General features: G+C 62.3%; 10 protein-coding genes. 2 read left to right on the top strand and 8 right to left on the bottom strand.

The annotated features are described in order from the left end of the window. The 6 genes from RDN59_RS09730 to RDN59_RS09705 form a co-directional block, all read right to left on the bottom strand. The coding region (locus RDN59_RS09730) for a D-isomer specific 2-hydroxyacid dehydrogenase family protein (RefSeq protein WP_308607665.1) at positions 1–910 on the bottom strand (910 nt) is incomplete at its 3' end. Next, positions 910–2,070, bottom strand: coding sequence for a glutamate 5-kinase (proB, locus tag RDN59_RS09725; RefSeq protein ID WP_308607666.1), 1,161 nt, complete (start codon positions 2,068–2,070; stop codon positions 910–912). The genes RDN59_RS09730 and proB, both read right to left, overlap by 1 nt. Before the next feature lie 91 nt (positions 2,071–2,161). Further along, positions 2,162–3,691 carry a GTPase ObgE gene (gene obgE / locus RDN59_RS09720; protein ID WP_308607664.1) on the bottom strand — a complete coding sequence of 510 codons (1,530 nt, stop codon included), beginning with the start codon at positions 3,689–3,691 and terminating at the stop codon, positions 2,162–2,164. A gap of 161 nt (positions 3,692–3,852) precedes the next feature. Further along, positions 3,853–4,131 carry a 50S ribosomal protein L27 gene (gene rpmA, locus RDN59_RS09715; protein ID WP_070447838.1) on the bottom strand — a complete coding sequence of 93 codons (279 nt, stop codon included), beginning with the start codon at positions 4,129–4,131 and terminating at the stop codon, positions 3,853–3,855. A 43-nt stretch (positions 4,132–4,174) separates the two neighbouring features. Continuing rightward, positions 4,175–4,480, bottom strand: coding sequence for a 50S ribosomal protein L21 (rplU, locus tag RDN59_RS09710; RefSeq protein ID WP_010190885.1), 306 nt, complete (start codon positions 4,478–4,480; stop codon positions 4,175–4,177). A gap of 200 nt (positions 4,481–4,680) precedes the next feature. After that, positions 4,681–7,866, bottom strand: coding sequence for a translation initiation factor IF-2 N-terminal domain-containing protein (locus RDN59_RS09705; protein WP_308607663.1), 3,186 nt, complete (start codon positions 7,864–7,866; stop codon positions 4,681–4,683). A gap of 155 nt (positions 7,867–8,021) precedes the next feature. On the opposite strand from RDN59_RS09705, the gene RDN59_RS09700 reads away from it, so the two are divergent. Beyond that, positions 8,022–8,825, top strand: coding sequence for a hypothetical protein (locus tag RDN59_RS09700; protein ID WP_308607662.1), 804 nt, complete (start codon positions 8,022–8,024; stop codon positions 8,823–8,825). Here RDN59_RS09700 and arsB read toward each other — a convergent pair. Beyond that, the gene (gene arsB, locus RDN59_RS09695) at positions 8,822–9,886 is read right to left on the bottom strand and encodes an ACR3 family arsenite efflux transporter (RefSeq protein ID WP_308607661.1); all 1,065 of its coding nucleotides are present in this window, start codon (positions 9,884–9,886) and stop codon (positions 8,822–8,824) included. The genes RDN59_RS09700 and arsB overlap by 4 nt on opposite strands. Positions 9,887–9,999: 113 nt before the next feature. On the opposite strand from arsB, the gene RDN59_RS09690 reads away from it, so the two are divergent. Further along, positions 10,000–10,350, top strand: a complete 351-nt coding sequence (locus RDN59_RS09690; protein WP_308607660.1) for a metalloregulator ArsR/SmtB family transcription factor — start codon at positions 10,000–10,002, stop codon at positions 10,348–10,350. Positions 10,351–10,469: 119 nt separating this feature from the next. On the opposite strand, the gene ndk is transcribed toward RDN59_RS09690, so the two are convergent. Continuing rightward, entirely contained in the window at positions 10,470–10,817 is a 348-nt protein-coding gene (gene ndk / locus RDN59_RS09685; protein ID WP_308607659.1) for a nucleoside-diphosphate kinase, read from the bottom strand. Positions 10,818–10,819: the final 2 nt, after the last annotated feature.

The raw sequence follows: 10,819 nt of genomic DNA, 5'->3' as shown, positions 1-10,819 counted from the left end.
CGGCGCGCGTGGGCATGTCCTCTCCGGGCTGCCACGCGGCTGCGTTGGAATTGAAGATAGCCCCCAGGTGGTACTGGTCTACTTGATCCGGAGCCGCCATGTGCGGCGTCAGCGTGGCGTTGGGCAACTCGTAGAGCGGGTGGCCATCCGGGAGCGGCTCCGGATCCATGACCTCCAAGCCCGCGCCGGCAATCTCGCCGGAGCGCAGGGCCTCCACGAGGTCGTCCGTGACCACTGTGCTGCCGCGACCGACGTTAATAAACACCGCCGAAGACTTCATGGCGCGGAACACAGCTGCGTCGAAGAAAGCTTCCGTGGCGGTCGTCGCCGGCAAAATGCTCACAACGAAATCCGCCTTATCCCAGGCCTCGTCCACGCGCTCGATGGGCAGCGTCACGTCCGCACCCTCTACCGGGCGGCCCGAGCGGTTCACGGCAGTGATGTGCGCGCCGAAGGGCGCGAGGTAGGCCATAAGCTGCGTGCCGATGCCTCCCGCGCCCACGATGAGCACACGCGTCGGCCCCTGTTGGTCATAGAGCCAGGCTTGGGATTCATCGAGCTCGCGCGCCACCGACCACGACTTCGCCAGGGCGAAGGCCTTGTGGTGGTGCGCTTGGGAGAGCATGAGCCCCAGCGCGGATTCCGCCACGGGTTTGGCAAAAGCGCCGGCGGAGTTGCACCACGGCAGGCCGCCCTGCCGGATAAGCCCGGCCTCGATATGGCGGTTGACCCCAGTGAAGCAGTATTGCACCCACTGGATGTTCTCCGGAATCTCCGGGGTCTGCGCTGGATCCGAGGCGGTGTTGACAAAGACCTCCGCCTCCTCCAAACTCTCGACGCGCTCGTGCCCGGCAGCGTCGATATCTGCCACGGTTGCTGCCCACACATCGGGGCCCATGAAATAACGCATCAAATTCGGGACGCGAAATTGGACAGGTAATCGGCGTGGACAACAGGTCGGCGCATATCCTCTGGCAGCTCCTCGGTGTGCTTGCCCAGTAGGTCGCGCAGCGTGGCGGAGTCATAGCCCACCTCACCGCGGCCGATGACCTGGCCCTTGGGGCCCATGATGTCCACGATCTCACCGGCGCTGAACTCACCCTTAATATCCGTAATGCCCACGGCCAACAGGGAGTTTCCACCGCGAACCACGGCCTCCATGGCACCCTCGTCGAGGCGCAGGGAGCCGCCGGAATCCGCGCAGTAGAGCGCCCAGAACTTCCACGCGGACAGGCGGCGCTCCTCGCGGGTGTGGAAGACGGTGCCTACGGAGGCGTCGTCAAGCGCCTGCCCAATATTGTCCGCCGAGGTCAGTAGCACCGGGATGCCGCCGCGCGTGGCAAGGCGGGCAGCCGAGACCTTCGTGGCCATGCCGCCGGTGCCGACCTTGCCGCCGTCGCCAGCAACGACCGCCTTGAGGTCCTTACCGGTGCGCACCTCCTCCACGAACTTGGCATCAGGCTCCGCCGGGTTCTTGTCATAAAGGCCGTCCACGTCGGAGAAAAGGAAGAGGGCATCCGCGCCAACCAAGTTGGCCACGAGCGCCGACAGACGGTCGTTATCGCCGAAGTGCATCTCGGAGGTCGCGACGGTGTCATTCTCGTTGACGATGGGCACCGTGCGCATCTGGCGCAGGCGGTCAATGGTGCGTTGGGCATTGCGGGCGCGATCGCGCTTGCCGACGTCCGACGCGGTCAGCAGCACCTGCCCAATGGTGCGGTTGTAGCGGGCAAAGGACACGCCCCACTCGTAGGCGAGGTGGACCTGGCCCACCGCGGCAGCAGCCTGCTTAGTGGCGAGATCGGTGGGGCGCGTGGTCAGTCCCAGCGGGCCCATGCCCGCGGCCACCGCACCGGAGGAGACGATGATGATGTCCGAGACATTCATGCGGGCGCACACGGCGTCAACGATCTTGTCGATCTTCTCGGTCGAGGTCACGAAGTCATCGCGCGTCAACGAGGAGGAGCCGATCTTGATGACGATGCGCTTGGCTTTGGAGATTTCCTCACGCAGGGGGGAGGAGAAGCCGCTGGATTTCTCAGAGAGCGTGGTCGTCTCCGGATAGTCCATATCCGGGGTTGGCCCCTCGAAGGGTTCGAGGGGGAGAGGATAGTCGAGCTGGTTGTCGTGTTCGGATGACATGAAAGCTCAGTATACCGGGCTAGCCCTGCCAACGATCGCGGTTCGCGGACTCGCGCGTGACCTCCCCATCGGTGCCAAAGTCAAACTCGTCGACGAGACCACGGCGCGCCTGGGAAGCGCGTTTACGCTCGGCAGCCGAGACTCGCTCGGTGCTCATGAGGCGGCCATCCTGTCCGCGGCCAGCATCGGTCGCGCGGCCACCAGCCATGGGCTCGTACTCGAAGGTGATATCCCCGATGGTCACCGGGCAGCCTTCCTGCGCGCCTTGGCGGTGCAGTTCCTCTTCGACGCCGGCCTTGGCCAGACGGTCTGCGAGGTAGCCCACGGCCTCGTCGTTTTCGAAGTCCGTCTGGCGGATCCAGCGGTCGATCTTCTCGCCTTCGACGATGAAGCCGCCCTCCACCTCGGGGTCCGGGGTGACGGTGAAGTCGGCGAACCTGCCCTTCTTTTTCTTACCCACGGATTTGGGCTGAATGATGGTGTGGTTCTTGTCCGCGGCAATCTTGGGCTGGGCCTTGCGGTGCTCGTTGACCATCTCCATGAGCTTGTACTTCAGTGGGTCGAGCCCCTTGCGCGCGACGGCGGAAATGATGAAGACGGGCCAGCCATACTTCTCCTCCAGGTCACCCTTAACGAACTCCGCTAGCTCTTCGGCCTCGGGGATATCCGCCTTGTTGAGGATGATCACGCGCGGGCGCTCGCGAAGGTCCCCGAGGCCGGTGTCCTGCTCCAGCAGCTCCTGGTACTTGGCCAGCTCGGTCTCGAGGGCCTCGATATCGGAGAGCGGATCGCGGCCCGGCTCGATGGAAGCGGTGTCCACAACGTGTGCGAGCACCGCGGTGCGCTCGATATGACGCAAGAAGTCGAGGCCCAAGCCCTTGCCCTCGGCGGCCCCGGGGATTAGGCCCGGAACATCCGCCATGGTGAAGGACTCATGGCCCATGTCCACCACGCCGAGGTTGGGCTGGAGGGTGGTGAAAGGGTAATCACCGATCTTCGGCTTGGCGGCCGAAAGAACCGAAATAAGCGAGGACTTGCCTGCGGAAGGGAATCCCACGAGGCCGACGTCCGCCATGGACTTCAGCTCCAGGATGAGATCTCGCGCCTCACCAGGCTCGCCCTGCAGCGCAAAGCCCGGAGCCTTGCGGGCTGCGGAGGCCAGTGCTGCGTTGCCTAGTCCGCCGAAGCCGCCCTCCGCGGCCACGAAGCGGGTTCCCGGGACCGTGAGGTCCGCGAGCATCTCCCCGTCCTCGGTATAAACCACGGTGCCTGCTGGCACCTCCAGAATGAGGTCCTTACCGCGCGCGCCGTTGCGCCAGTCGCCAGCACCGTTGCCGCCGCGCTCGGACTTGATGTGCGGGCGGTAGTGAAAGTCCATCAGTGTGTGGATTTGGGTTGAGACCTCCAGCAGGATGTCTCCGCCGTGGCCGCCGTTGCCGCCATCGGGCCCGCCGAGCGGCTTGAATTTTTCGCGGTGAACGGAGGCGCAGCCGTGTCCGCCATCGCCTGCCTGCAGGTGCAAAACCACTCGGTCAATGAATCGTGCCATGCCCGCTAGTCTAATGGTTCCTTGCATACCGTCCTAGTTGGCCACCGGCGTGAACCCGACGCTAGTGCCCACTCATTTTCCTCCGCGCAGCTAGGCCGCACCAGCTGGCGCGAAAAACGACAAAATCCCGAGCAGATGCTCGGGATTAAGCCATGAAGCTCTTAGGCAGTTGCTTCTGCAGCAGCCTCTTCAGCCGGGACAATGTTGACCAGACGACGGCCACGCTTGACGCCGAACTCAACAGAGCCTGCAGCGAGAGCGAACAGGGTATCGTCGCCGCCGCGACCAACGTTCTCACCCGGGTGGAACTTGGTGCCGCGCTGACGCACGATGATCTCGCCGGCCTTAACCTGCTGACCACCGAAGCGCTTGACGCCGAGACGCTTGGACTCGGAATCGCGACCGTTGCTGGAGCTGGAAGCACCCTTCTTAGTTGCCATGTGGTTTTCCCTCCTTCAGGGATGAATTAGAGCCGGTTAAGGCTTATTTGATACCGGTAATCTTCAGCGTGGTCACCGGCTGACGGTGACCGAGGCGACGCTTGTAACCAGTCTTGTTCTTGTACTTGAGGATGTCGATCTTCGGGCCCTTGCCCTGCTCGACAATTTCAGCGGAGACGGAGACCTTCTCCAGGTCTGCAGCCTTCGACTTGACGGTTGCGCCATCGACGAGCAGAACCGGGGTGAGAGCAACGGAGGAACCCGGCTCACCCTCGATCTTCTCGACCTTGACGAGGTCACCTTCAGCAACCTTGTACTGCTTTCCGCCGGTCTTGACGATCGCGTACATAGAGGGCTACCCCTTATCTAAACTCGGCTCGCTAGCAGCTGGGTGGTGCCGCTAACGAATGGACATTGGACAATTGCGTTCAGAACATGAGTCGCGAGAGACGCGCGAAAACCGCGTTCGTCCCATCCAGCGCATTCATGGTCTAAACAGCGACTGTCAAAGACTACCCCGTGAGGGGGCGAAAAGGCAAAACGCCTTTTCTAGCGCGACCTGCGCCGCGTTGCTCGACGCCTCCCGCGCCCGCCCTTGCGCGTTGTCGACGCCGTGGCCTCCTCGCGCTCCTTCGCCTGCGTGCTGCGATCCACCTGCGCGCCGCGTTCATTCGATGCCGGGGTGGGCTGGCTCTGCGACATCTTGCGCACCACCCGACGACGACCGCGACCACGGGTGGGGCGCACGCTCGTTGTCTCGCCCGACTCCGCGTTCTTTCGCTCAGCCTTATCCTGCTTCTTGGAAGTAGCCAGCTGGGCTTCCTTGGCCGGGGCTTCCTCCTGCGCGAAGTCTTCGCGCTTCGGGCGAATATCCGAGCGGGAATTTCCGCGCGTGCGGCGCTTGCGGCGCGGCGAGTTCTCGAAGGCGGCGACGGCCTCCTCGTAAGTCTGCTCCGAGCGCTGCGCGGAGGATTTCTCCGCGTCGGCGTGCTTGTCCTGCGCTTCCTGCTTAGAAGCCGAGTCTTCGCACGTATCCGCACGGTGCGGCTCCCGGAAAGTACGCGTTGCCCGGCGCGGCTTGCGCGAGCGCTTCTGCTTTGACTTCGGCTTCGAACGCTTCGCTTCCAGGCTTTCGGCTACGGCGTAGCCAATGGACGCGCTATCCGGCGTATCCGCTTCTCCCTCGTCGACGACGACCACGTTGGCCACGAGTTCTTCCAAGGAGGACTCGTCGTCGCGCGTTGCGTCCTCTTCTGCGCCGTTTCCATGCTCGGCGGCTTCCTCGTCGTCGCGGTGCATGCGGACGGCTGCCGGGTGCTTCTGCGGATCGCGCTGTGGTGCGCGACGCTCCTTGCGGCCCCGGCGCTGCGGCTTCGAGTTATCCTCTTCCGTCTCCTCATCAACAGGGTAGTCGTGGATGATGATGCCCCGGCCATGGCAGGCCTCGCACTCGGTAGAGAAGGTCTCGATGAGGCCGGTGCCCACGCGCTTGCGCGTCATCTGCACTAGGCCCAGTGAAGTGACCTCGGATACCTGGTGGCGGGTGCGGTCGCGGCCCAACGCTTCTTTCAGGCGGCGCAGTACTAGGTCCTGGTTTTCCGGCAAGACCATGTCGATGAAGTCCACGACAATCATGCCGCCGATATCGCGCAGGCGCATCTGGCGCACGATCTCCTCGGCTGCTTCGAGGTTATTGCGCGTCACTGTTTCTTCCAGGTTGCCGCCGGAGCCGGTGAACTTGCCCGTGTTGACGTCGATGACCGTCATGGCCTCCGTGCGATCGATCACGAGCGTGCCGCCAGATGGCAGCCAGACCTTGCGGCCCAGAGCTTTCTGCAGCTGCTCATCGATGCGGTAGGCGCTAAAAGCATCCTCGCCATCGTGCTCGCTGGCGTCGTAGCGCACTACGCGGTCCGCCAAGTCATGCGCCATGGAGTCCACGTAGGCACTGACCGTGTTGTAGGAACGCTTACCGTCCACAACCAAGGTGCTGAAGTCCTCATTGAAAAGATCACGCACCACCTTGATGAGCAGATCCGGCTCTTCATACAGGGTGATGGGCTTGGCACCCTTCGTTGCCTTCTCATGCGCGGCGCGGGCGCTGATGTCCTCCCACAGGGTGTGCAGGCGGTTGACGTCGGAGGCGATGTCCTCTTCCGACACGTTTTCCGCGGCCGTACGGATGATGGCGCCGCCATCCCCTGGGATGACGCGCTCCAGGATTCCCTTGAGGCGCTTGCGCTCCGGTGCCGGAAGCTTGCGGGAGATACCCGCGCTGCGCCCGCCCGGTACATAAACCAAGAAGCGACCGGCCAAAGAAATCTGGGTGGTCAGGCGCGCACCCTTGTGGCCGATGGGATCCTTCGCCACCTGGACCAGGACCTGATCACCAGACTTTAAGGCGTTTTCCACCTTGCGGCCGCGCCCCCCAATGCCCAACGCGCGCCAGTCGATGTCGCCCGCGTACAGCACGCCGTTTCGACCCTGTCCGATATCGACGAAGGCTGCTTCCATCGAGGGCAGAACGTTTTGCACGCAGCCTAAGTAGATATTGCCGATCTGCGAGGGGTGTGTCTCGGTCGTGACGAAGTGCTCGACCAACAGGTCATCCTCCAGCACTCCGACTTGGGTGATGATGCCCGCGCCGTCGGTGCGCTGCTTATCGCGCACCACCATGGTGCGCTCGACGGATTCGCGGCGAGCCAGGAATTCCGCCTGGGACACAATGTGCTGGCGCTCGCGACCCTTCTCGCGCAGCTCTGCACGACGACGGCGTTGTGCTTCGATGCGGGTCGAGCCCTTGATGGCCTTCGGCTCGTCGATGTGCTCGATCTCTTCGCGCTCCGCTCCGCGGCCTTCAGCGCCACGACCGCGAGAAGTCCCGCGACTGCCACGACGGCGACCACGCGGCTGGCTTACCGGCGCCACCTCCTCCTCGGTGTCGTCCTCGCGCACTTCTGGCTTCTGGCGATTGGAAAGCGGGGTAATCTTCGGCGCCATGAACACCGGCGCATAATCGAGAACCTCTGGGTCTTCCTCCGCCATCGGGGTGATCAGCGGGGTGAGGTCGTCGTCTTCGGTGCTGTCTCCGGCCTCAGCGAGCGCCTCGTGCAGCATCTCGGCATCGACCTTGTCGACGATCTGCGAAATCTCGTTATCAACGTTCTTACGCACGCGCTCTCGCAGCTTTTCTTCTTCCTCGCTCAGCTGCTCCGGTTGCGCGGCCTGCTCAGTATCCTGATCCTGTTCGAGCGCCGTTTCCTGGGACTCCCCCGCGCTGTCCGGTTGCGCAGCAGACTCTTCCGGTGTGGGTTCCTCTGTCTGCTCCTTCGACTCAGCCTTCTTGCCTGCCTTGCTCACGCGTTTGACCGCGCGCTTGGTGCGCTTCTTCTTGACGGTCTTCTCAGGCTTCTCTTCTGCCGGAGCTACGGGCTGCTCAGCATCTTCGGCCGCGACCTGGTTGTCGTCGGCTGCGGCCTGCTCGGGAGCTTCGGTGGCGGGCGCGAGGGCGTCGATAAGCTGGCCCACCTCCTCCGGGGTGAGCGACGACTGTGCGGACTTCTTGATTCCCATTTCCGCGTACTGAGCCACCAACTCCTTGGAGGCCACGCCTACTTGCTTGGCCAGGGCATAGAGGCGAGTCTTGGGTGCGAGCGCCTCGCGGTCAATAGCCGCGACGGCCGCTGCCAACGTCGATTCAGTGGGTACTTCTTCTGTTTTCTTCTTGGATGCCATTAGTGGCCAATCTCCTGACGTTGTGCTCACCCCGGGCGCAGGATGCCGCCACACGGCGGTGAGTCTTTGAAAAATTCTTAAAATCCTTATTCAATTGTCGTGCCTTCCATTCTGACACAGAGCTCGACCTAGGCTCACATGTTAGTATCGCCGCTATGTCCGAGCTTGAGCGCACAAACACACCCCCTACCCCAGCACGGCGTGAATCAGCACCGCGCACAGTGGCTCAAGCACGCGAACGCAACGAGATTGCACTGCGGGATATCATCACCGTTGCCGTACCGGCGGGCATCGCATCCGGCCTTCGCGCTGTTGACTTCCCCTACCCCTACGCGGTCCCCGTGTACGCCGTGTTGTGGATCGCCATAATCTACGGTGCCATCCGCATCATTCGCAGCAAGCCGAAGTTCGTCCAAGCCGCGCAAGAAGAGTACCGGGCGGGCGATTACCCCGTTCTCGCCTACTTTCTGCCCGTCCTTGCTCTCTTCTCGCCTCTCATCGCTGAGGGAATTAGGTCCACCGGGATTGTCGGCGATATCTCACCCAACCCCATCCTTATCGCCACCGGGCTTACTGCCTTCTCCATCCCCGCGTTCATCATCGGCGGCCGCGCATTCGGCACGACCTCTTTTCGCGTTGGCAAGCGGCGTATCCAAGCCATCACCGAACAAGGAAGCCTCGAAGGCGTCACTCAAGAGAGCATCACCGCGGTAGAAACTCACCCGGAAGTCCTCAGCGGGCTGGTCGCCGCCGGTGCAGTCACTGGCAATACCACCTCCATCTCTGAGCTGGGGCGGCTGATCGGCTACGAGGAGGGGCTCGAAGAAGAACTCCGTGAACTCGAAGCGGCCGGCGTGGTGAAGCTGCCTGGTCTCATCAAGTGGAGTGGTGAGCGGACCTTTAACATCACTCTGACCGAAGCAGGCGTGCGCAGCATGGACGCTGCACGCACGCGCTAGCGCGGAAGAGTGGCATCTCCCGGGAAGAGTTTCGGGCCAATCCACAGCATGAAATAGACCAGACCAACGAGGACTGGAATCTCAACAAGGGGACCAATCGTTCCGGCAAGGGCTTGAGCAGACATCGCTCCGAATGTGCCGATGGATACTGCAATGGCAAGCTCAAAGTTATTTCCTGCTGCAGTAAACGCCACGCTGGCAGACTGCGCGTAATTCATGCCAACGGCCTTTGCTACGCCCAGCGACAGCACAAACATGCCCACGAAGTAGATAACCAGCGGCACGGCCACGCGCACTACCGTTGCTGGCTGCTCCACAATGTGCTCGCCCTGGAGGGAAAAGAGCAACACAATTGTGTATAGCAGACCAATCATGGCCAGGGGCGATACGGCTGGGAGGAAGCGGTTCTCAAACCATTCCCGTCCTTTTACCTTTTCACCCCACACGCGAGACAGCGCGCCCAACAGGAACGGTATGCCCAAGAAGACAAGTACGGACTTAACAATGGCCCAGAAGGAAAAGTCAGCGCTCGTCGTGTCCAGGCCCAGCCATCCGGGGAGGACGCGAAGGTAGAACCAGCCCAAAACACCAAACATAGCGACCTGGAAGATGGAGTTCAGGGCAACAAGCACAGCCGTTGCCTCGCGGTCAGCGCACGAGAGGTCCGACCACACAAGCACCATGGCAATACAGCGCGCAAGGCCCACAATGATGAGGCCGGTGCGCAGCTCCGGCTGGTCCGCCAAGAACAGCCACGCCAGGGTAAACATAAACGCCGGCCCAACCAGCCAGTTGAGGACGAGCGATACCGCCATGAGGCGGCCATCCGTGGCAATTTCCTTGGTCTTCTCGTAGCGAACCTTGGCCAAGGGTGGGTACATCATGACGAGGAGACCAATGGCGATCGGGATGGAAATCCCGCCCACTTCCACGGCGCCCAAGGCTTGGCCAATCCCGGGAATGAAGTGGCCAATGAGCAGTCCGGCGGCCATCGCTAGAATAATCCACACGGGTAAAAATCGGTCAAGAAAAGACAACGTCGGGCGCTGCGACACGGCCATGTCTCTCCCTCCTTCAACGTTGGACAGAGCACGATACGAACTCGTAATGTACAGCACGTATTGATAAGCGTCAATATAACGTAGGGCGCAAGGATAACCCCTATACTGATCGCATGGCTTCCTCTTCCACGCCCGAGACCAGCGCGCCCGGCGCTGAGTGTTGCTCCTTAAGCACGGGCCCGCTCAGCGACGCCGAGGCGACGCATTTTTCGCAGCAATTCAAAGTGCTGGCAGACCCAGCACGCCTGCGTCTTTTGTCCATCCTGTGCGATGAAGGCTGTGGGCCCATGAGCGTCACGGAACTCACCGAGCTCACTGCGCTGAGCCAACCCACGGTCTCCCACCACCTAGCGCGCCTGCGGGAGGCCGGCCTGCTTTCCAGACAGCAATGCGGCCGCACCGTCACCCATCAGGTACACAAAGACGCCTTTATGGCATTGCGCACATTGCTCTCGTTCGACTAAGCCGCGCCCGGACTACCTGTGCTCGAGCACACAGGACGGGTTCGGGTTAAGGGGCAGAAATGACAAAAGCCCGAGCGCTATGCTCGGGCCTTATTGCGCGCTAGGCGCGGTGAACTTCTTTAGAGGTTCGGGAACCAGATGGAGATTTCGCGCTCAGCGGACTCAGGGGAGTCGGAACCGTGAACAACGTTCTCGCCAACGGTCAGAGCGAAGTCACCACGGATGGTGCCCGGGGTGGCCTTCTCCACTGGGTGGGTGCCACCGGCGAGCTGACGCCATGCGGCGATGGCGGACTCGCCCTCGACGATGCCAGCAACCAGCGGTGCGGAAGTGATGAAGTCAACGAGTTCGCCGAAGAAAGGCTTGTCCTCGTGCTCGGCGTAGTGCTTCTTAGCGGTCTCCTCGTCGGCGACGCGCAGATCCATGGCGACGAGCTTCAGGCCCTTGCGCTCGATGCGGGAGATGATCT

It is taken from the genome of uncultured Corynebacterium sp. (assembly GCF_902489365.1).
In the GTDB taxonomy this organism is placed as follows: domain Bacteria; phylum Actinomycetota; class Actinomycetes; order Mycobacteriales; family Mycobacteriaceae; genus Corynebacterium.
This window is presented reverse-complemented; position numbering and strand designations above follow the sequence as displayed.

Coding starts and splice junctions, on each gene's coding strand:
- proB (WP_308607666.1), bottom strand. CDS start 2,070: ATGGACTATCCGGAGACGACCACGCTCTCTGAGAAATCCAGCGGCTTC.
- obgE (WP_308607664.1), bottom strand. CDS start 3,691: ATGGCACGATTCATTGACCGAGTGGTTTTGCACCTGCAGGCAGGCGAT.
- rpmA (WP_070447838.1), bottom strand. CDS start 4,131: ATGGCAACTAAGAAGGGTGCTTCCAGCTCCAGCAACGGTCGCGATTCC.
- rplU (WP_010190885.1), bottom strand. CDS start 4,480: ATGTACGCGATCGTCAAGACCGGCGGAAAGCAGTACAAGGTTGCTGAA.
- RDN59_RS09705 (WP_308607663.1), bottom strand. CDS start 7,866: ATGGCATCCAAGAAGAAAACAGAAGAAGTACCCACTGAATCGACGTTG.
- RDN59_RS09700 (WP_308607662.1), top strand. CDS start 8,022: ATGTCCGAGCTTGAGCGCACAAACACACCCCCTACCCCAGCACGGCGT.
- arsB (WP_308607661.1), bottom strand. CDS start 9,886: ATGGCCGTGTCGCAGCGCCCGACGTTGTCTTTTCTTGACCGATTTTTA.
- RDN59_RS09690 (WP_308607660.1), top strand. CDS start 10,000: ATGGCTTCCTCTTCCACGCCCGAGACCAGCGCGCCCGGCGCTGAGTGT.